Annotated in this window: 24 protein-coding genes; 10 read left to right on the top strand and 14 right to left on the bottom strand. The window is 74.0% G+C overall.

Features of this window, described 5'->3' with window-relative positions:
• The first annotated feature begins 84 nt into the window (after positions 1 to 84).
• Positions 85 to 642: a flagellar biosynthesis protein FlgA gene (locus AB0F58_RS28265; protein ID WP_357149322.1), complete on the top strand. Its 558-nt coding sequence runs from the start codon at positions 85 to 87 to the stop codon at positions 640 to 642.
• Between the two features lie 94 nt (positions 643 to 736).
• Here AB0F58_RS28265 and AB0F58_RS28260 read toward each other — a convergent pair whose 3' ends face one another.
• Positions 737 to 916, bottom strand: a complete 180-nt coding sequence (locus AB0F58_RS28260; RefSeq protein WP_357149320.1) for a hypothetical protein — start codon at positions 914 to 916, stop codon at positions 737 to 739.
• Between the two features lie 128 nt (positions 917 to 1,044).
• On the opposite strand from AB0F58_RS28260, the gene AB0F58_RS28255 reads away from it, so the two are divergent.
• Positions 1,045 to 1,365 carry a hypothetical protein gene (locus AB0F58_RS28255; RefSeq protein WP_357149316.1) on the top strand — a complete coding sequence of 107 codons (321 nt, stop codon included), beginning with the start codon at positions 1,045 to 1,047 and terminating at the stop codon, positions 1,363 to 1,365.
• 78 nt (positions 1,366 to 1,443) lie between these two features.
• Here AB0F58_RS28255 and AB0F58_RS28250 read toward each other — a convergent pair whose 3' ends face one another.
• Complete coding sequence (locus AB0F58_RS28250) at positions 1,444 to 1,926, bottom strand: DUF2231 domain-containing protein (RefSeq protein ID WP_357149313.1); 483 nt, start codon at positions 1,924 to 1,926, stop codon at positions 1,444 to 1,446.
• A gap of 176 nt (positions 1,927 to 2,102) precedes the next feature.
• On the opposite strand from AB0F58_RS28250, the gene AB0F58_RS28245 reads away from it, so the two are divergent.
• Positions 2,103 to 2,966 carry an oxygenase MpaB family protein gene (locus AB0F58_RS28245; RefSeq protein ID WP_357149310.1) on the top strand — a complete coding sequence of 288 codons (864 nt, stop codon included), beginning with the start codon at positions 2,103 to 2,105 and terminating at the stop codon, positions 2,964 to 2,966.
• 30 nt (positions 2,967 to 2,996) lie between these two features.
• Here AB0F58_RS28245 and AB0F58_RS28240 read toward each other — a convergent pair whose 3' ends face one another.
• From AB0F58_RS28240 to AB0F58_RS28200, 9 genes are all read right to left on the bottom strand, one after another.
• Positions 2,997 to 3,836 (bottom strand): PD-(D/E)XK nuclease family protein, encoded by an 840-nt coding sequence (locus AB0F58_RS28240; RefSeq protein ID WP_357149436.1) that lies wholly within the window; start codon positions 3,834 to 3,836, stop codon positions 2,997 to 2,999.
• Positions 3,837 to 3,974: 138 nt separating this feature from the next.
• Complete coding sequence (locus tag AB0F58_RS28235) at positions 3,975 to 4,589, bottom strand: MarC family protein (protein WP_357149307.1); 615 nt, start codon at positions 4,587 to 4,589, stop codon at positions 3,975 to 3,977.
• A 40-nt stretch (positions 4,590 to 4,629) separates the two neighbouring features.
• Positions 4,630 to 5,508, bottom strand: coding sequence for a PHP domain-containing protein (locus tag AB0F58_RS28230; RefSeq protein WP_357149304.1), 879 nt, complete (start codon positions 5,506 to 5,508; stop codon positions 4,630 to 4,632).
• A gap of 38 nt (positions 5,509 to 5,546) precedes the next feature.
• Positions 5,547 to 6,737: a hypothetical protein gene (locus tag AB0F58_RS28225; RefSeq protein WP_357149301.1), complete on the bottom strand. Its 1,191-nt coding sequence runs from the start codon at positions 6,735 to 6,737 to the stop codon at positions 5,547 to 5,549.
• Between the two features lie 44 nt (positions 6,738 to 6,781).
• Positions 6,782 to 7,507 (bottom strand): SigE family RNA polymerase sigma factor, encoded by a 726-nt coding sequence (locus tag AB0F58_RS28220; protein WP_357149299.1) that lies wholly within the window; start codon positions 7,505 to 7,507, stop codon positions 6,782 to 6,784.
• Between the two features lie 97 nt (positions 7,508 to 7,604).
• Complete coding sequence (locus tag AB0F58_RS28215; RefSeq protein ID WP_357149296.1) at positions 7,605 to 8,480, bottom strand: PH domain-containing protein; 876 nt, start codon at positions 8,478 to 8,480, stop codon at positions 7,605 to 7,607.
• Positions 8,481 to 8,778: 298 nt separating this feature from the next.
• Positions 8,779 to 9,462, bottom strand: coding sequence for a DUF6758 family protein (locus AB0F58_RS28210; protein WP_357149293.1), 684 nt, complete (start codon positions 9,460 to 9,462; stop codon positions 8,779 to 8,781).
• 109 nt (positions 9,463 to 9,571) lie between these two features.
• Positions 9,572 to 10,195, bottom strand: a complete 624-nt coding sequence (locus AB0F58_RS28205; RefSeq protein WP_357149291.1) for an RNA methyltransferase — start codon at positions 10,193 to 10,195, stop codon at positions 9,572 to 9,574.
• A gap of 33 nt (positions 10,196 to 10,228) precedes the next feature.
• Entirely contained in the window at positions 10,229 to 10,777 is a 549-nt protein-coding gene (locus AB0F58_RS28200) for a hypothetical protein (protein WP_357149288.1), read from the bottom strand.
• Positions 10,778 to 11,468: 691 nt separating this feature from the next.
• On the opposite strand from AB0F58_RS28200, the gene trxA reads away from it, so the two are divergent.
• The 3 genes from trxA to AB0F58_RS28185 all read left to right on the top strand — a co-directional run bounded on the left by trxA (position 11,469) and on the right by AB0F58_RS28185 (position 13,367).
• The gene (trxA, locus tag AB0F58_RS28195; RefSeq protein ID WP_357149285.1) at positions 11,469 to 11,831 is read left to right on the top strand and encodes a thioredoxin; all 363 of its coding nucleotides are present in this window, start codon (positions 11,469 to 11,471) and stop codon (positions 11,829 to 11,831) included.
• Between the two features lie 142 nt (positions 11,832 to 11,973).
• A complete protein-coding gene (locus AB0F58_RS28190) occupies positions 11,974 to 12,414 on the top strand; it encodes a hypothetical protein (RefSeq protein WP_357149283.1) in 441 nt (146 codons plus the stop codon).
• Positions 12,411 to 13,367 (top strand): MFS transporter permease, encoded by a 957-nt coding sequence (locus AB0F58_RS28185; protein WP_357149280.1) that lies wholly within the window; start codon positions 12,411 to 12,413, stop codon positions 13,365 to 13,367. The genes AB0F58_RS28190 and AB0F58_RS28185 overlap by 4 nt, the downstream gene beginning before the upstream one ends.
• Here the strand turns inward: AB0F58_RS28185 and AB0F58_RS28180 are convergent.
• Positions 13,331 to 13,750: a DCC1-like thiol-disulfide oxidoreductase family protein gene (locus AB0F58_RS28180; protein WP_357149277.1), complete on the bottom strand. Its 420-nt coding sequence runs from the start codon at positions 13,748 to 13,750 to the stop codon at positions 13,331 to 13,333. The two genes, AB0F58_RS28185 and AB0F58_RS28180, sit on opposite strands and share 37 nt — an antisense overlap.
• Before the next feature lie 88 nt (positions 13,751 to 13,838).
• Here AB0F58_RS28180 and AB0F58_RS28175 point away from each other — a divergent pair, with 88 nt between their 5' ends.
• On the top strand, positions 13,839 to 14,243 hold the full coding sequence (locus tag AB0F58_RS28175; RefSeq protein ID WP_357149275.1) for a CoA-binding protein: 405 nt from the start codon (positions 13,839 to 13,841) through the stop codon (positions 14,241 to 14,243).
• Between the two features lie 384 nt (positions 14,244 to 14,627).
• Positions 14,628 to 15,002 carry a DUF4190 domain-containing protein gene (locus tag AB0F58_RS28170; protein WP_357149272.1) on the top strand — a complete coding sequence of 125 codons (375 nt, stop codon included), beginning with the start codon at positions 14,628 to 14,630 and terminating at the stop codon, positions 15,000 to 15,002.
• Between the two features lie 3 nt (positions 15,003 to 15,005).
• On the opposite strand, the gene AB0F58_RS28165 is transcribed toward AB0F58_RS28170, so the two are convergent.
• Positions 15,006 to 15,908 (bottom strand): SDR family NAD(P)-dependent oxidoreductase, encoded by a 903-nt coding sequence (locus tag AB0F58_RS28165; RefSeq protein WP_357149269.1) that lies wholly within the window; start codon positions 15,906 to 15,908, stop codon positions 15,006 to 15,008.
• Positions 15,909 to 16,027: 119 nt separating this feature from the next.
• Here AB0F58_RS28165 and AB0F58_RS28160 point away from each other — a divergent pair, with 119 nt between their 5' ends.
• The gene (locus AB0F58_RS28160; protein WP_357149266.1) at positions 16,028 to 16,567 is read left to right on the top strand and encodes a DUF4190 domain-containing protein; all 540 of its coding nucleotides are present in this window, start codon (positions 16,028 to 16,030) and stop codon (positions 16,565 to 16,567) included.
• A gap of 87 nt (positions 16,568 to 16,654) precedes the next feature.
• Here AB0F58_RS28160 and AB0F58_RS28155 read toward each other — a convergent pair whose 3' ends face one another.
• Positions 16,655 to 17,611: a CoA ester lyase gene (locus AB0F58_RS28155; RefSeq protein ID WP_357149263.1), complete on the bottom strand. Its 957-nt coding sequence runs from the start codon at positions 17,609 to 17,611 to the stop codon at positions 16,655 to 16,657.
• A 103-nt stretch (positions 17,612 to 17,714) separates the two neighbouring features.
• On the opposite strand from AB0F58_RS28155, the gene AB0F58_RS28150 reads away from it, so the two are divergent.
• Positions 17,715 to 18,536, top strand: a complete 822-nt coding sequence (locus AB0F58_RS28150; protein WP_357149433.1) for an SDR family NAD(P)-dependent oxidoreductase — start codon at positions 17,715 to 17,717, stop codon at positions 18,534 to 18,536.
• Positions 18,537 to 18,684: the final 148 nt, after the last annotated feature.

Genomic DNA, 18,684 nt, shown 5'->3' with positions numbered 1-18,684 from the left:
CCGACGCGTCCCCGCGTCGATCCGGCGACGACCGGGGCGCGCAGCCGCGGCCCGACGCCGCCACCACGGGTGAGGGAGGCGGGCATGCGCTTCGGTCGTACGGTCGGCGAACGGTCACTACGTCCGGTCCGGTGGCCGGGCCGGCCCGGCGCGGGCCCGCTGCTGCGGGCGGGGCTCGTCGTCACGCTCCTCGGCCTGGCCGCCACCGTCCTGTACGCGCCGCCCGGATGCGGTCCGGCCCCCGGCGCGGCGCCCACCGGGACGACCTCCACCCCCACCGGTCCCGCCCCGTCTCCCGCCCCCACCGGCTCGCCAGCGGTGACGGCCGACGGAGCGGTCGGGGACCGGACCGGCGGGGCGCTGCCGCTGCCCGGCGGCACGGTCGGGGTGCCGGTACGCCTGGCCGAGCCGGCCGCCCTCGCCGTCGTCCGCCCGGGAAGCCGGGTGGACCTGCTGGCGCTGCCCGCCACCGGGCCGGGTACGACCGTCCTGCTCGCCTCCCGGGCGCTGGTCCTCGCAGTGGTCGGCGCGGGTGAGCTGGACGGTTCGTCCGCGCTCTACCTGGCGCTCCCGCCGCCACAGGCGGAACGGGTGGTCGGCCAGCCGGAGGGGAGCCGGTTCGCGGTCCTCGTGCGCGGCTGACCGCGCCCCGCGCGAGGTGCGGTGCCCGGGGCCGGCCGCCCGGCGTCCGGCGGACCGAACCGGCCGGCCCGGCGCGGGCGGTGCCCGGCGGGTGTCAGTCCCAGTGCGGGGGGCGCTCGGCGAGCAGGCGGTCGTCGTTGCCGCCGGTGACCTCACCCCAGCCCCGGTCCGTGTCGTCGGTGGTCTGCTCGGGCAGCACCACGAACTCGTCGCTCAGGTCGACGACGCGGTCGTCGTCGCCGGGCGCGTGCGGCAGCCGATCCTCCGTGCTCACGAGCACAGATCGTAGCCGAGCGCGGAGGAATCGGCCCGGTGTCGGGTGCGGCGACCGCCGGTCGCCACGGGTGGCCCCGCGTGCCGCGTCCCGGTGCGGCACGCCGGCTCCCGGTAGCGTCGGAGAGCGTGACGACGCCCCACGGTTCCGAGGACGACTACTGGCGTCGGCCGCCGGACGGCGAGCCCACGCCACCACCACCCCCGCCGACGGTCACCCCGCCGGCCGGCGGTTACGCCGGTCCCCCGCCCACCACCGCGCCGCCGCCGGGTTGGCGTCCGCCGCTGCACCTTCAGGCCCCGCCGCCGCGCCGGCTCCCTCCGCAGGACGCGGACGCGCTGGACGCCGCCGAGCAGCGGGCCCAGCGGGTCACCCAGGTGGTCGGAGCGGTGGTCGGGGTGGTGCTGCTGGGAGTGATCTGCCTGGTCTGCTCGCGGGCGCTGTTCTGAACCCCGGCACCGGACGCCGGGCTGCGTGGCGCCGGAGGCGGAGCTGAGTGGCACCCGGATCAGCCGTGCCGGCTCGGGTCAGACCACGCCGTCCCAGACCGCGCGGGCGCCCGTCTCGCCGGTCAGGTAGACGTAGCCCGTGGCGAGCACGGCCAGGGCGGCCACCACGACCGTCAGCACCACCGGCAGCCAGGACGGCAGCGCCAGGGCACGGGCCCGACCGCTCGTCGCCAGCAGCAGCGCGATCGCCGCGACGGCCAGCGCCACGGTGACCCAGAGCAGCCGGTCGCCGTACGCGGCGTGCGTCTCGACCTGGGAGAGGATCTCCGGCGGGTAGCCGCCGTCCCGGAGCCGCCGCTCGAACGCCTCGCCGGACTCGGTCGCCACCCAGGCGACCACGGGCGTCACCACGGCCAGCGCCGTCACCGCCCAGCCGAGGCGGTCACGCCACCGGGGCAACACCCCGTACCCGACGGCCAGCAGCGCCAGCAACGGCACGAACACCACGACGGCGTGCACGACCAGGACGTGTCCCGGCAATCCCGCGACCTTCTCGAACATCCGCCACCTCCGATGGTTCCGCGCCCCGCCAGCGTACGTCGCACGCGGGCCCCGCCCGAAGACACGCGTGCGGGCAAGATCCGGTTCAGCGGCACCGGCGGCGGTCTGGACCGTGGCTGCGCCGACGTCTGACCGCCAGCGGGCACGACCCGCCCCGGGCGTGGCACTCTTGATCGGTGGAACCCGATGACCTAGGCCTCTTCGGTCCCGACTCGGTCACCTGGAAGGTGCACGAGGAACCCGTCCTGCTCGTCGCCGGCCTGCGCGCCCTCTACCTCCAGGCCCTGCACCCCCGGGCGATGGCCGGGGTGGCGCAGAACAGCAACTACCGCCGGGACGCGTGGGGACGGCTGCTGCGCACCGCCACCTACGTGGCGACCACGGTCTACGGCACCACCGCCGAGGCGGAGGCCGCCGGCCGCCGGCTGCGGGCACTGCACGCCCGGCTCCGGGCCGTCGACCCGGTCAGCGGGGAACGGTTCCGGATCGACGAGCCGGACCTGCTCCGCTGGGTGCACGTCACCGAGGTCGAGTCGTTCGTCGGCACCGCCCGGCGGGCCGGACTGTCGTTGACCGACGCCGAGGTGGACGCCTACTACACCGAGCAGCGCCGGGCGGCCGCCCTGGTCGGGCTGGACCCGGACACCGTCCCCGGCAGCGCGGCCGAGGTGGCGGCGTACTACCGACGGCTCCGCCCGGAGCTGCGGATGACCCGGGAGGCGGCGGAGACCGCGCTCTTCCTCACCGCACCGCCGCTGCCCGGGGGGTTCAGCCTGCCGGTGCGGCTCGGCCTCACCCTGGGCCCGCCCCGCTGGGCCTACTTCGGCGTCGCCGGTACGGCGCTGGGCCTGCTGCCCGGCTGGGCCCGACGGCTCTACGGCGGTCTCGGGCTGCCCACCACCGCCCTCTCCGCCGAGGTGGGCCTGCGGGCGTTGCGCCTGGCACTGGCCGCCGTCCCGCAGCGCTACCGGGAGGGTCCGATCCAGCAGGCCGCCAAGGCCCGCGCGGCCCGGTTCACCGCTCCCGCCCTGCCGGTCTGAGGGACCCGGTGGCGCGGGCGGGCCGCCGGGTCAGTTCCCGGGGGCGGCATCCGTGAGTCGCTCCACGGCCGACCACGGCTCCCGGCCGGGAACCCGCGCCCCCTCGGGGCAGGTCCGCCGGTAGTCGCACCAGCCGCAGCGCGTGCCGGGGAGGGTGGGGAACGCCTCGTCGGGCTCGGCGCCGTCGGCGATGGCCCGCTCGGCGGCCATGATGTCCCGTGCGGTGTCCTCGGCCCGCCCGACCTGCCGGGCGAGGGACTCGGGGGTGTGTTCGTGCGCGGCGACCGTGCCGGTCGGCAGGTGGTGCAGCTCGACCCGGCGGCACGGCCGACGGAACACCCGCTCGGCGGCGTACGCGTAGAGGGCCAGCGCCTGTGAGCCCCGGGCGTCGTCGGCGTCCTGCCCGGCACGGCCGGTCTTGTAGTCGACGATGACCAGCTCGGGACCGGCCGGGCCGGGGCGGGAGTCGATCCGGTCGGCGCGGCCGTTGAGCGCCAGCACGGCGGTCTTCGCCGCCACCGTCCGCTCCACCCCGACCGGCTCGTCGTCCGGGTCGAGGGTGTCGACGTACGCCTCCAGCCAGGACAGCGCCCGCCGGAAGGCGACCCGCTCCTGCTCGTCGTCGCGGTAGCCGTCCCGGACCCAGGTGCCCTTGAGCAGGGTGGCCAGCGCCTCCGGGCGACGCCGGTCGCCGGGGAGCGCGTACCAGTTCTTCAGGGCGGTGTGCACGCTGGCGCCGAGGGAGTTGTGCGCCCACGGCGGCCCCTTCGGCGGGGCGGGACGGTCGACGTAGGAGTAGCGGTAGCGCCGGGGGCAGTCGGCGTACGCCCCGAGTTTGCTCGGTGTGCAGACGAAGAGCCGCTCCGGCATGCCGGCGAAGCCGAGCTGCTCGGGCTCACCGGCGCGGGGTCGGGGCGGCCGGCCTCCGGCGCGGCCGGGCCGGTCGGCTGGGGAACGTCGCACCCCGTGATCCTGCCATCCCGGTACGACAGTCGGGTAACCGGCGAGTCAGGTCAGATCGGCGTACTGGGTCACGAACGCGGCGATCGCGTCCGCGATGAGCTGGACGGCGATCGCGGCCAGCAGCAGGCCGGCGATCCGGGTGAGCACCTCGATCCCGCCGGGGCGGAGCACCTTGACGATCCCGCCGGAGAAGCGGAGCACGATCCAGACGGTGATCATCACCGCGACGATGGCCGCCGCGATGGCGCTCACCTCGGCGGCCCCCTCGGACTGCTGCACGAAGAGCATGGTCGCGACGATGGCCCCCGGGCCGGCCAGCAGCGGGGTGCCCAGCGGCACCAGGGCGATGTTCGAGGTGGACTGCTGGCTGGGGTCGTCCGCCTTGCCGGTGAGCAGTTCCAGCGCGACCAGCACCAGCAGCAGCCCACCGGCGGCCTGGAGCGCCGGCAGGTCCACGTGCAGGTAGTCGAGGAGGGTCTGCCCGGCCACCGCGAAGACCACGATCACACCCAGCGCCAGCGCCACCGCCTGCCAGGCCGCCCGGTGGCGGTCCCGGGCCGACATCGGGCCGGTGAGCGCGAGGAAGATCGGCATCATGCCCGGCGGGTCGGTGATGACCAGCAGGGTCACGAAGACCTCTCCGAACAGCTTGGCGTCCATTTGATCACCGTAGCGACGGCCGGGACCGGCCGCAGCGGAGTCAGTCGGCGACGACCGGGCCGACCCCGCTCGACCGCGCGACGATCTGCTCGTACGCCTGCGGGCTGGTGGTGTGCGCGCCCAGCCGGACGGTCTTGTGCGTGCCGTGGAAGTCCGACGAGCCGGTCACGATCAGCCCGAGCCGGTCGGCGAGGGCCCGGACGTGCGCCCGTTCGGCCGGCGAGTGGTCCTCGTGGTCGGCCTCAAGCCCGGCCAGGCCGGCCTCGGCCAGTTCGACGATCAGCTCGTCCGGCACGATCCGGCCCCGCCGGCTGGCCCGGGGGTGGGCGAAGACCGGCACCCCGCCGGCCGCCCGGACCAGCTCCACCGCCCGGAACACGTCGATGTCGGGCTTGGCGACCCGGTACCGGTGGCCCAGCCACTGCGGGCCGAACGCCTCGTCGGTGGTGGCCACCAGCCCGGCCCGGATCAGCGCCGCCGCGATGTGCGGGCGGCCGACCGCGCCGCCGGCGGCGGCGGTGTGGATCTCCGTCCAGCTCACCTCGAACCCGTCGGCCCGCAGCAGCTCGACGATCCGTTCCCCCCGGACCTCCCGGGCCGCCCGGACCCGGGCCAGCTCGGCGGCGAGCGCCGGGTGGTCCGGGTCGAAGAGGTACGCGAGCAGGTGCAGCGACACGCCGGGCCGTACCCCGTTCCACAGGCAGGAGATCTCCGCGCCCCGGACGAGGGTGAGCCCGGCCGGCAGCGCCCGTCGCGCCGGTTCCCACCCGGCGGTGGTGTCGTGGTCGGTGATCGCCACCACGTCGAGTCCCGCGGCGGCGGCGGCCCGCACCAGCTCGGCCGGGGTCAGCGTGCCGTCACTGGCGGTGGAGTGGGTGTGCAGGTCGATCCGGCGGGCGGACGAGGGCGGCGGGGTCACGGTCCGGACGCTACCGGCTGCGGCGGGGCGGGCACCGGTCAGCGGGCCGCTGCGGTGACGAGCGCGGGCCGCTGCCCCGCCGGCAGTCCCGGCACCGCCGCCGCGGTGGCCCGCACCGGGTTCCGGGCGGGCTCGAACCGCACCAGCGTTCCGTCCACCGCCGGATAGGCGGCCTCGGCCGCCGGCCACGCCGCCGGGCCGGCGACCGCCGGACCCACCGGGCGGACCACCGGCTGCGTACCGAAGGCGTTCGCGAGGTCGACCAGCAACGCCGTCGTGTCGGCGGGCCGGCTGCCGGCGCCGTTCACCAGCAGCCACCGCCCGTCCGGGGAGACCGATCCCGGCCCGGACCCGATCGTGGGCAACGCGCAGCCGGTGACCGAGACGGTCAGGGCGCGGGCCGGATCGAGCAGGGCGAGGCAGGACCGGGACGACCCGGTCACCCGGGCGACCAGCCGGCCGTCCGGGAGCCGGCCGTAGACGTCGAGGACGGATCGGTCCGCGCCGACCTGGAAGGGGCTGCCGTCGGTTCGCCAGAGGGCGAAGCCGGCCCGGTCCGGACGTACCCGGACCAGGACGTCGTCGCCGACGAAACCGACCGGTGCCGCCGACTCGGGGACCGGGGTCCGTAGCCCCGGCAGGAGTTGGCCGTCGACGACCGACGCGACGAGGAGTTCGGCCCCGTCCCGCCAGGCGAGACGTCGGCCGACCGGGTCCACCGCCACCGCGTCCGCCCCGGCGAGCAGCACCCGGGAGGTGCCGGTGCCTCCCACCGCCCAGACGGTCCGGCCGGCCGCCCCGGGGGTGCCGACGAGGAGCCAGCCCTCCCCGGTGCGCAGTCCCCGCTCGACCGGGCCGATCCCGCCGAGGTCCGTTCCCCGGCCGTCGACGACCAGGGTGGAGCCGGCGACCAGGGACAGTCCCGCGAAGACCGGCCCGTCGAAGCGCACCGACGGCCCGGTCGGCGTGGCGGGCGGCCCGACCGGGTCGCCGAGCACCACGGTCGGACTGGTGTAGCCCGCGGTGCCGGTGTTCAGCTGTGCCATGCCGGCGCTGACCGCCACGGTGGCGACCGCGGCCAGGGCCACCCCGCTCAGGGTCCGTCGCCGTTGCAGCCGTTCGGCGCGACGGACCGCCTGGCCGGCCGGGTCGACCGCGAGCGGTCGGGGCGTGCCGGCCTGCCGGGCCAGGGTCTCCCGCAACGCCCGCTCCAGGTCCTCCCGTGTCACACCGGATGGACGCTGCGGACCACCCTCCGGGTTGTCGGGGCGGTTCACCGGTGCTCCCCGGTCGACGCGGGCAACGCGAGCACCGGCGGCCGGGCCGGTGCTGCGGGGGCCGGCACCGACTCGACGCCGGGGTCGTCGGGGGCACGGGCCCCGGTGCCGGCGGCGGGTCGCGGTGCCACCGGCCGCACCGGGGTACGCGGCACCGCGCGGGACCGCGTCGCCGGGGTGGGCGCCACGTCCGGGGTGGCGGGCGTACCGGCGGACAGGTGGAGGGCTTCCTCGGTGCCGAGTCGGCGGCGCAGCGTGTGCAGCGCGCGCGAGGTCTGGCTCTTCACCGTCCCGACGGAGATGTCGAGCAGGGCCGCCGTCTGCGCCTCGGAAAGGTCCTCGTAGTAGCGGAGCACCAGCACCGCCCGCTGCCGGACCGGCAGGGCGCGCAGGTGCCGCCAGAGCACGTCCCGGTCGAGCTGCTGCTCGATCTCGTCGGTCGCGGGCCGTTCGGGGAGCACCTCGGTGGGGCGTTCCCCGTGCCAGCGGCGTCGCCACCAGCTCGTCGAGGTGTTGACCAGCACCCGCCGGGCGTACGGCTCCACGGCGTCGATCCCGCCGTTGCGTTTCCAGGCCAGGTAGGTCTTGGTCAGCGCGGTCTGGAGCAGGTCCTCGGCGGTGGCCCAGTCCCCGGCGAGCAGGTACGCGGTACGCAGCAGCGCACCGGAGCGGGCCGCGACGAAATCGCGGAACTCCTCCTCCAGGCTGTCCCTGCCGGCCACCGCTCACCTCCCGCCCCTGTAGGTGGCAGGCTGCCACGCGCGGAGGGCCGGGTCGACGGCAGAAAGGTGCGTGTTCCTCCGATGTTCGGACGGAAACCTACGCCCCGTCGTCCGCCTTCGCCTCGTCGGCCTCCTTGCCCAACCGCGCCTCGACCGCCTGCGGCTCGTACATCTCCTCGACGACGCGCAGGTAGAGCTCGTTCGGGTTGGGCAGGTTCTTGACCTCGCGGAGTGCCTGGTCCTGACCGGCGGACTCCAGCACGAAGGTGCCGTAGTTGAGGGCCCGACCGGTCGGGGTCTGCTCGTACTTCATGTCGGTGACCCGGGCCAGCGGCATCATCGCGACCTTACGGGTGATGATCCCGTTGACCACCATGACCCGCTTGTTGGTCAGGATGAAGCGGTCGTACCACCAGTCGGCGACCTTCCAGGCGACCCAGCCCATCACCGCGAACCAGAGCAGCACCGCGACGGTGGTCAACGGGCCGATGTTCCGGTTGGCGAGGGCGCCGGAGAGGTAGCCGAGGACGAAGGTCGCGGCCACCCCGACCAGGATCGGGGTGGTGAGGTGGATCCAGTGCCGTTTCCACTCGCCCCGGTACCGCTCGGTGGGGAAGAGGTAGCGGGCGACCAGTGAGCTGGGCTCGTCCTCGAGGGGCAGCACCCGGCGCGGCGCCGAGCCGGCGGCGTCCGCCCGGAGGCCGGCCAGCTCGTCGTCGCTGAACACCGGTGGCTGGTACTCGGCCTCCGGGTCGCGGACCCAGGTGCGGCCGGACCGGGCATCGTCCGGATAGGGCGGCCCGTCGACGGGGTAGCCGAGGTCGTCCGGATAGGACGAGCGCTCTCCGCGCTCCGGGCCGTAGCCCGGAGGCGGCTCGTCGTCCCGGTACCGGGGAATCGGCTCCGTGTCGCGCTCCCGGCGCTCCCGGTCGGGATCGTCGGGGTCGGGGGGCAGGCCGGAGGGGCTTCCCATCGCTGGCTAGGCGAAGAGGTTGGTGAAGAAGTCGCCGAAGCCCTGCGCGATGTCCATGATGCCTCCGCCGAGCGACTTGAAGACGTCGGCGGCGGAGTTGGGTTGGAACGCGATGAAGAAAATCAAGAACGCGACTCCGGCCCAGGTGAGGACCTTCTTGACCATGACGGGCCCATCCTCTCGCGCGGTGCCGGGTCCCATACCGCAGCGGCACCCAGAGTATCAGTCAGGTGTCGTACGGTGAATACTGCGTCAGTTCTCCGGCATTACGGGAGACTTGTCAAGCCCTGCGGGCGGGTCAAGCCTTCCCGTGCAGATACGGAGAGGGCGCACCGTACACGAGCTCGGGCGGAGTCCACTCGGTCAGGTCGTGGAGGACGACGTCTTCCGCGAGGAGGTGACCCGCGCTCGCCGGCCAGGCTATCGCATGGAGCCACATTCCCCGAGCTTCGCCGGCGTACGCGCTTCGATCCGTTGAGGAATCGACGAGCCACAGTGGAGTGGGGTGGCCGCCCACCCGGATCTTCGCGGTGGCGACGTGCTCGGGATGCCCCGGACCGGGATCGGCCAGCGCTTCGGTCAGCCGGGGACCCGGGTCCGGGCCGGGCGTGCCGGCGAGGCGGGTGCCGAGCCCGACGCCGGGCTCCTCGGCGACGAAGACCACGTCCGCCGGGCCACCGCCGAGCGGGGCGGGGCCGGCGCAGGCGACCACGGTGGCGCGGACCCCGGTGCGGTCGTCGCCGGCCCAGGCGACACCGGTCACGGTCCAGCCGGGCGGCAGCGGCCACGGCGACCAGAGGGGGACGGCCGGCGCGCTCCCGGCCGGACCGGCCATGATCCGTTCCACCACGCTCGACACGATCTCCGGGCCGATGTGCTCCGGAACGTGCAGCGGGGCGACCGGCCCGCAGGCCAGGCAGCGCGACTCGGCGTGCATCAGGTCCGGCCCCCGTACCGACCCGCCACACCGCGGACAGCTCACCGAAACACTCATATCCACACGGTCACCCCGGATCGCCACCCCGTCAAGCGGAGCAGCCTTTTCGGTCACATCCGGCCCCCCACCTGGTAACGGCCGAAGAAGGAGCAGGTCAGCCCGGGGGCGGGCCGGCGTGTGCCCGGATCCAGGCGTGCATGGCGATGCCGCTGGCCACCCCGGCGTTGATCGACCGGGTCGAGCCGTACTGGGCGATCGAGAAAAGCTGGTCGCAGGCGGTACGGGCCGCCCCGGAGAGACCCGGCCCCTCCTGACCGAAGAGCAGCACGCAGCGCCGGGGCAGCGTGGTGGTCTCCAGCGGACAGGACCCGGGGAGGTTGTCGATGCCCACCACGGGCAGGGCCCGCCCGGCCGCCCAGGCGACGAACTCCTCGATCGTCTCGTGGTGCCGGACGTGCTGGTAGCGGTCGGTGACCATGGCACCGCGCCGGTTCCAGCGCCGCCGCCCGACGATGTGCACCTCGGCGGCCAGGAAGGCGTTGGCGTTACGCACCACGGTGCCGATGTTGAAGTCGTGCTGCCAGTTCTCGATCGCCACGTGGAAGTCGTGCCGGCGGCGGTCCAGGTCCTCGACCACGGCCTCCCGCCGCCAGTAGCGGTACCGGTCGACCACGTTGCGCCGGTCGCCGTCGGCGAGCAGCTCCGGGTCGTAGCGGGGGTCGTCGGGCAGCTCCCCGGGCCACGGTCCCACGCCGACGTCGAGCTGGTCACCGGTCACGCTGGCACAGCGTACGGTGCCCGCCGGGCCGCCTCAGCGCAGGCCCAGAGCCACTCCCAGCCGGTCGAGGAGGCGCTGGTCGGCCGGGCCGAGCGGGCAGGCGTCCTGGTCCGCGCGGCAGACCCGGGCCGCGACCGACTGCACCCACTGCCGGTAGGCCGCCGAGTCGGCCGGGTCGGCCCGGCGGCGGAGCACCCGGGTGGCCGCCCGGCAGTCGGCGAGCAGCTCCACCGGGTCGGTCGGGGCGGCGCCACGGCGGCGACGACCACGACCGACCCGACCGGAAGGGGCGTGTTCTTCCTGCCGGGCGTAGATGGTGGCGACCACCGCGCGCACCAGATCGCTGTCGAAGGCCCGCCCGCCGGCCACCGCCTCCAGGCCCGCGAGCCCGGCCGCGACACCACGCGATGATCGGCCGGGAGCCGGGGCGGCGGCGACGACCACGACCCGTCCGGGCAGTCCGGTGAGCAGGTCCCACTCGGTAGCGGAGTAGACGGCGGTGGTCAGTGGTGCGGCGCGCCGGCCGGCGGGGGGCGGTCCTCCGGCGAGGGAGTGACTCATCGGAACCTCCGGCGCCAGCATATGACGGCCACCGGGCGGGCGGACGCCGGACCGCCCCGACTGCGGGACCACTCCCGGACGCGCGGCGGGAGGCGGCCTCGGCCGGCGGCCGGGTCAGCGGGGTTCGGGGAAGCCGGGCCGCTCCGGGTCGACGCCCTCTGCGGCGGCGGCCGGCGCACCGCGCCGACCTCGAACTCCTCGCAGTCGCGCCCGAACCCCATCCCGGCCCCGCTAGATGGGGGCGACGACGCTCGGCACGCCTTAATGAGGGTTAAGGCAGCTCCGACGGGCTGCGGACGCAATGAGCGGCGGGGCCCTCCCCGGCACCCGCCGCCCACGCTCTGATGGGACATATTCTGCCTCACGAGTTGTAACAGAGAACAGAGACGCAAGTCACATTTATCTTTTCGTTACAGTGCGGAGAGTGACGGAGATCGACTGATGGAGCGATCACCGCAGCTAGAATCCCCCCATGTCAAGCGGGCGTCGATCGCGCGCCGAGCGCCACGGCTGTCGATTTGCGTGGGAACGCTCCCATCACCCCTTGTCACGCAAGTGCAGTCTGCAAGTGCAGATGGCACCCGACCTGTTAACAGACGTGCTTCGATCTCACCGGTGAGCTGCGGAGTTTCGGCACCGCACTCGCGGGAATTCGAGATGACCCCGCCTGGTTCCACCTGGCGTACGTAATCCGCTCTGATCGGAGACTGGAATGGCAACCGTTGAGCTGACCACGGCGAACTTCGACGAGGTGACCGGACAGGACGGCATCGTCCTGGTCGACTTCTGGGCGGAGTGGTGCGGCCCGTGCAAGCGGTTCGCCCCGGTCTACGAGCGGAGCTCCGAGAAGCACCCGGACATCGTCTTCGGGAAGGTCGACACCGAGGCGCAGCAGGCCCTGGGCGCGCAGTTCGACATCCGGTCGATTCCGACGATCATGGCGATCCGCGACGGAGTGATCGTCTTCGCCCAGCCCGGCGCGCTCCCCGAGTCGGCCCTGGAGAACCTGATCGAGCAGGTCCAGGCGCTCGACATGGCGGACGTCCGCAAGAAGCTGGCCGAGCACCAGCACTGAGCAACCGCAGTCGGCTCCGGACGGCCACGCCCGTCCGGAGCTGACGCGCGCCCGGGTTCGGATGATTGCCGACACGGACCACCACGGATGGACGACGGAGGGATCCCCGCCGACCCGGCACATTCCGTATCGTCACCATCCGATGGAGATTCTGACCCCGCAGGGCCGGGCGGTCCGGCTGGGCGCCACCGCGCTCGGCCTCGCGCTGCTGCTCACCGGCACCCTCGTCGGTTCCGACGACCACTTCCCGTTCGGGCCGTTCCGGATGTTCGCCACCAGCAACTCCCCGGACGCCCCGGCGCCGGACACCCGGGTCGAGGGAGTCGACGCGACCGGCGCGCTGATCGAACTGGGTCAGGACGCCACCGGCATCCGCCGTGCCGAGATCGAGGGCCAGCGGGGCCGCTACGAGGCCGACCCCGAACTGCTCCGGGAGGTCGCCGACGCGTATGCCGACCGTCATCCGGACGCGCCCGAGGTGGTCGAGGTCCGGATCGTGGTGCGCTGGCACGGCATCCAGGACGGGCGCCCCACCGGCCGGCACGTCGACGAGACGGTGGTCCGGTGGGAGGCGGCCCGGTGAGCGCCCTCGGCCGTTGGCTGACCGAGGCGGTGCCGCGCGGTCGGATCGCCGCCTTCCGGACCCTGGTCTACCTCTTCGTCGCCGGTGACCTGGTCCTCTTCACCCCCTGGGTGCGCACCCACGCCAGCGTGCCGGGTGAGCTGTACCGGCCGCTGTTCGTCAGCCGGCTGCTGCACCTGCCCACCCCCACCGAGTGGCTGATCACCGGGATCTTCTGGACGCTGCTCGCGCTCGCCCTGCTGGCCGCGACCGGCCGGGCGCCCCGCCTGCTCGGCTGGTCGGTCTTCGTGCTGTACCTGCACTGGATGATCATCGCGATGAGCTACGGCAAGGTCGACCACGACCGGTTCGGTCTGCTGGTGGCGCTCGCCGTACTGCCCACCGCCGGACGGGCCCGGCACGGCGACCTGACCCGTACCGAGGCGGGCGGCTGGGCGCTGCGGGTCACCCAGATCGCCGTCATCTGCACGTACTTCCTCGCGGCCTGGGCGAAGCTGCGCTTCGGCGGCCTCGACTGGATGACCGGCTCGGTGCTGGCCCGGGCGGTCCTGCGGCGGGGCACCGACCTGGCCGACGTGATCGCGCAGGTGCCCTACCTGCTGATCGCCGCCCAGTTCGGGATCGTGGCCTTCGAACTGTTCAGCCCGGTGGTCTTCCTGCTGTCCGGTCGGTGGCGCACGGCGATGGTCGGGTTCTTCTACTCGTTCCACGCGGTCACCATGGCGACCATCACCATCTCGTTCGCGCCACACCTGGTGGCGATGGCCAGCTTCCTGGCCCTGGAGCGGATCCGCCCCCTGGTCCTGCTGCGCCGGCTGATCGGCCGCACCGGCGGCACGGCGGTACCCCCGCACGCGACAGCGGTCGAACCCGACCCGACGATGGGCGGTTCCGGTCAGCCGCCGGGGGGCTCCGGTCAGGCCGTGGTGGGCGGGCCGCCCGCCGGCCCGTAGAGCCGGTCCCGGGTTTCCTGCGGCAACGAGCAGGCCGCCGTCCCACCCGGCAGGCGGTGCCGGTTGCGGGCCACCCAGCGGTACACCGGCCAGGCGACGAGACGTACCGGCGGCAGGCGCAGCACGGCACCGGCCGCCCGCCAGGCGACGGTGCTGGCGCCGAGCAGCCGGGCGATGGCGTCCGGCCCGGCCGCCGTACGCCCGTCCGTGCCGACCCACTGCACGGCCTCCTCGCACGCGGCGGCGGTCAGCCCGAGGGCGGCCAGGTCCGCGAACTGCCAGGGCAGCACGCGTACGTCGGTCGGGATACGCCGCTCGATGAACTCTGCGCACCGGGTGCAGAACGCGCAGTCCCCGTCGTAGACGAAGGCCGATTTCTCCATGTGCCCCATCCTCCCCCGTCCGGGGCGGCCGGGGCGGCACCGGGGCTCGCGCCCGGCGGCGAGGACGCACCGGGGTTACAGTCGGCTGGTGCGTACCGCCCAGCAGATCCTCGCCGACGCCGCCGTGATCGCCGTCGTGGGCGCGTCCCGCGACCCCCGCAAGGCCGCGCACAGCGTGCCGGCCCAGATGCAGCGGTACGGCTGGCGGATCATCCCGGTCAACCCGACCGCCGACGAGCTGTTCGGTGAGCCGGTGTACCGGTCCCTGGCCGACATCCCGCACCCGGTCGACCTGGTGGACGTCTTCCGTCCCGCCGAGGACGCCGTCGAGGTGGTCCGCGAGGCGGTCGCCATCGGCGCGCCGGCGGTCTGGTTGCAGCTCGGGATCGTCTCGCCCGAGGCCCGCCGGATCGCCGAGGAGGCGGGCGTCGACTACGTCGAGGACCGGTGCCTGATCGTCGAGCGGGCCGCCGCCGGGCTCACCCGCCGCTGACCCTGCTGCCCCGCCGGAGGCGCCCCGTTCGTCGGACCACGCCGGCCGGTGGTCTTCCCTCACGGGCTGGCTCCGCCCCGTCTGTGCGGGCAGCTCGACAGCGTTCCGGTAGGGACATCACCGCCGCCCAGGTGACCCGGCGGCGGCCGTGCTCTCAGGCCGGAGCGCCGCCCACAGAGGCGCGGGTCCGTGCGGGAGCGTCCGGATACGTGCGAGAGGGTGCCCGCAGGTCAGAGCCGGTACTGCCCTCGCCGGTCAGCAGGAAACGGGGCGTCCCGCGTCAGCCGCGGCCGGTCCACCGGTCCCCTGGGAAAAGCCCCACCACTACTGTTAGCGTCCGGCAGGAGAGTCCGTTCCGCCAACGGGCGGTGTAGGAGGGCAGTCGTGAGTTACCCGCCACCGTCCGGTCCGGGTTGGGGCGAACAGCCGCACAAGGGCGACCAGCCGCACTGGGGCGAGCAGTTGCCGTACACGCCGCCACCGCCGTACGGGCAGTACGGCCCGCCGCCGTCCAACAGCGGCAACATGAACGTGATGGCGATCCTCGCGCTGGTCTTCGCGTTCGTGTTCGCCCCGGTCGGCATCCTCCTCGGGCACATGGCCCGTCGGCAGATCCGGCAGACCCACGAGGACGGCGAGCAGCTCGCCCGCTGGGGCCTGATCCTCAGCTACGTCTTCACCGGGCTCTACCTGCTGTTCTGCTGCGGGTGGATCGGCCTGGTGGTGTGGGCCGGCTCGAACAGCGGCACCACCACCTGAGGGTCAGCGGAACTGCGCCTCCCGGACGCTGTTCCCGCCGTCCACCACGAGCATCTGCCCGGTGATGTACGAGGCGGCCGGTGAGCAGAGGAAGACGATCGCGGCGGCCACCTCGTCGGGCGTACCGGGCCGGCCGACCGGGGTGCCGAGGCCGTGCCTGATCTCCGCCACGGTCGACGCCGCGGTGTGGATGGTCCCCGGCGCGACCGCGTTCACCGTCACCCCGTCGGCGACCATCTCCATGGCCAGCGCCCGGGTCAGCCCGACCACGCCCGCCTTGGCCGCCGAGTACGCCGCCTCGGTGGGCAGGGCGTTGACCGCCCCGGCGGTGGCCGCGAGGTTCACGATCCGCCCCCAGCCCCGCTCGGCCATCCCGCCGATGAACGCCCGGCTGCACAGGAACGCGGTGTTCAGGTTCCGGTCGATCTCCGTACGCCACTCGTCGTAGCTGAGCTGGGCCACCGGCCGGAGCACCTCGGGGCTCGCCCGGCTGGCCAGACCGGCGTTGTTGACCAGCACCTCGACCTCGCCGAGCTGCTCGGCGACGGCGTCGGCCAGCGCGCCGACCTCGGCCTCGTCGGTGAGGTCGGCGACGAACCCGGTGGCCCCGAGTTCACTGGCCCGCTCGTGGATGCGCCGGGTGGTGGAGACGATGGCGACCCGGGCACCGAGATCGGTGAGCCGACGCGCGGTGGCGTAGCCGATGCCGTCCGGGCTGCCGGCCCCGGTCACCAGCGCCACCCGTCCGTCCAGTCGCATGGTCACCGGCTCGGGCAGGGCCATCGGCTCGTCCTGGTCGGTCAGGGCCGCGGTCAGTGGGGCACGGGCCCGTCGGGCCGCCCCCGGGCGGCTCACGTCCCGACGGGATCGGCCGGAACGGTCCGCGGCACGCGCGTCAATCGCCATGCCGCGATCCTGCCCGGTCGGCGGGGCGCGGGCAACGCGGCACCCGGTAACGCGATGTTCCGCCTTCGCCCGGGGTGACTACCCTGACGGCGCAGCCTGGACACGACGGAGAAGACCTGATGACATATCCCTCGCCCTCGGATTGGCAGGACCCGGCCCGGCCGGCCCCCTCCTCCGCCCCTCCGGTCGACCCGACCCGGTCGTTGACCGACCCGCCCGTGCCGGAGCAGTGGACCGGGGCCGATCCGTACGCCCCGGTGCAGCCGGCGTCCGGACAGCCCGCCGCCGACGCCTACGCGGCGCCCGCCTACACCGTGCCGGCCTACCCGGCGGCCGGCTACCCTCCGGCCGGGTACCCGCCTGCCGGCGGCTACCCGGCGTACCCGTACCCGCCGATCCGGCAGACCAACAGCCTCGCCCTGGTGTCGCTGATCCTGTCCGTGATGGGCGTCGCCTCCTGTGTCACCGCGCCGATCGGCGCGATCCTCGGTCACGTCGCCCGCCGGCAGATCCGCGAGCGGGGCGAGGACGGCGACGGCCTGGCGAAGGCCGGGATCATCGTCGGCTGGGTGCTCACCGGCCTCATCGGACTGGCGATCGTGGGCTACATCCTGCTCATCGTCTTCGCGGTGTCCCAGTCGAGCAGCAGCACCTACTGATCGGACAGGTGCCGGCCCGGTGCGCCCGGACGGCCCCTCCGATCGGGCGGGTGAGGCGACCGGCGGAGTGGAGGGCGGAGGTCCGGGTCAGGCGACCGGTGGGGTGAAGGCGGAGGTCCGGGTCATCCCGGCGGCCCGCCCCTTCGCCGCGATCACCAGCGCCATCTTGCGGGACGCCTCGTCGATCATCTCGTCGCCGAGCATCACCGCGCCGAGCCGGCCGCCGGCCTCCGAGGTGTGGTGCTCGTACGCGTCGAGGATCAGTTCGGCGTGGTCGTAGTCGGCCTGGGTCGGGGAGTAGACCTCGTTGGCGGCGTCGATCTGACCCGGGTGCAGCACCCACTTGCCGTCGAAGCCGAGCGCGGCGGAGCGCTTCGCCACCTCGCGGAAGCCGTCGACATCGCGGATCTGGAGGAACGGCCCGTCGATGGCCTGCCGGTCGTGCGTCCGGGCGGCCATCAGGATCCGCATCAGGACGTAGTGGTACGGGTCGCCCGGGTAGTCCGGGATCAGCGCGCCGACCGCCAACGACCTCATGTTGATCGAGGCCATGAAGTCCGCCGGGCCGAAGACGATCGTCTCGACCCGGGGCGAGGCGGCGGCGATCTCGTCGACGTTGACCAGCCCGGCGGCGTTCTCGATCTGCACCTCGATGCCGATCCGGCCGACCGGCAGGCCGAGCGACTTCTCCAGCTGGGTGAGGGTGAGGTCGAGCCACTGGACCTGGGCGGCGTTGCGCACCTTGGGCAGCATGACGCAGTCCAGGTTGGCGCCGGCCCCCTCGACCACGTCGATCACGTCCCGGTACGTCCACGGGGTGGTGAGGTCGTTGACCCGGACCACCCGGGTCTTGCCGGCCCAGTCGCCCTCGTTGAGCGCGGCGACGACGTTCTTCCGGGCGTCCGGCTTGGCCAGCGGGGCGACCGCGTCCTCCAGGTCGAGGAAGACCTGGTCGGCCGGGAGCCCCTGGGCCTTGCCGAGCATCTTGACGCTGGAACCCGGCACCGCGAGGCAGGACCGGCGGGGACGCCCAACTGCGGCCATCGACTGCGCTCCTTATCCTGTCCGGCGACGACGGCGGACGTGACGACACGGGGGCCCGGCTACGTCACGGTAACCTCGCGCCATGACGCTGGAGAACGCACCTGTGGAAGATGTCACGCGGCGTCGACTGGTGGTGGTGACCGGCGCCAGTTCGGGCATCGGTCTGGCCGCCGCAGAGGAACTGGCCCGCCGGGGGGACCGGGTGGTGCTGGTCGGCCGCGACCCGGCCCGGCTCACCGCCGCCGGGGAGCGGGTGTGGGAGGCCGGTGGGGAACAGCCCGAGCTGTTCCGGGCCGACTTCGCGGTGCTGGACGACGTACGCGGGCTGGCCGAGCGGCTCCGTGCCACGTACGACCGGATCGACGTGCTGGCCCACAACGCCGGGGCCATCGTATTGCAGCCGGTGACCACGATCGACGGCTTCGAACTCTCCCTCCAGGCGAACCACCTGGCCCCGTTCCTGCTGAGCAACCTGCTCCGGGACCGGATCGGCCGGATGGTGGTGACCGCCTCGGCGGCGCACCGCAGCGGCGTGCTCGACCCGGACGACCTGAACGCCGTCCTGCGCCGGTACCGCCCGATGCGCGCGTACGGCACCAGCAAGCAGGCGAACATCCTGTTCACCGCCGAGGCCGCGCGCCGGTGGCCGGAGATCCCGGCACACTGCTTCCACCCGGGCGTGGTCCGGACCCGCTTCGGCAACGAGAGCCGGCTGGTGGCGTGGGGCATGCGGATGCTGCCGTTCCGCAGTCCGGAGCGGGGCGCGGACACGCTGGTCTGGCTGGCCCACGAGGACCCCGCCCGGCTGGTCGACGGCGGCTACTACGCCGACCGGCGTCCCCGCCGACCGCTGCCGAAGGCCGCCGACCGCCAGCTGGCCGCCCGGCTCTGGGAGGCCAGTGCGCGGGCGGTCGGCTGCGGCTGACAGCGGTAGCGGCTCGGGGTGGTTGCCGGGCCCTTCCTGTCGTTGTCCGGTGAGGAAGGGCCCCGGGAACCGGTGGGGTCAGGTGGTCTCGACGATCATGGCGGCGGCGACGGTACGGTTGGTGGCCTCGTCGATCACGATGAACCCA

The sequence above is a fragment of the Micromonospora sp. NPDC023956 genome (assembly GCF_040639195.1).
In the GTDB taxonomy this organism is placed as follows: Bacteria; Actinomycetota; Actinomycetes; order Mycobacteriales; family Micromonosporaceae; genus Micromonospora.
Note: the sequence above shows the minus strand (reverse complement) of the source record. Positions and strands in the feature narration are given on the sequence as shown.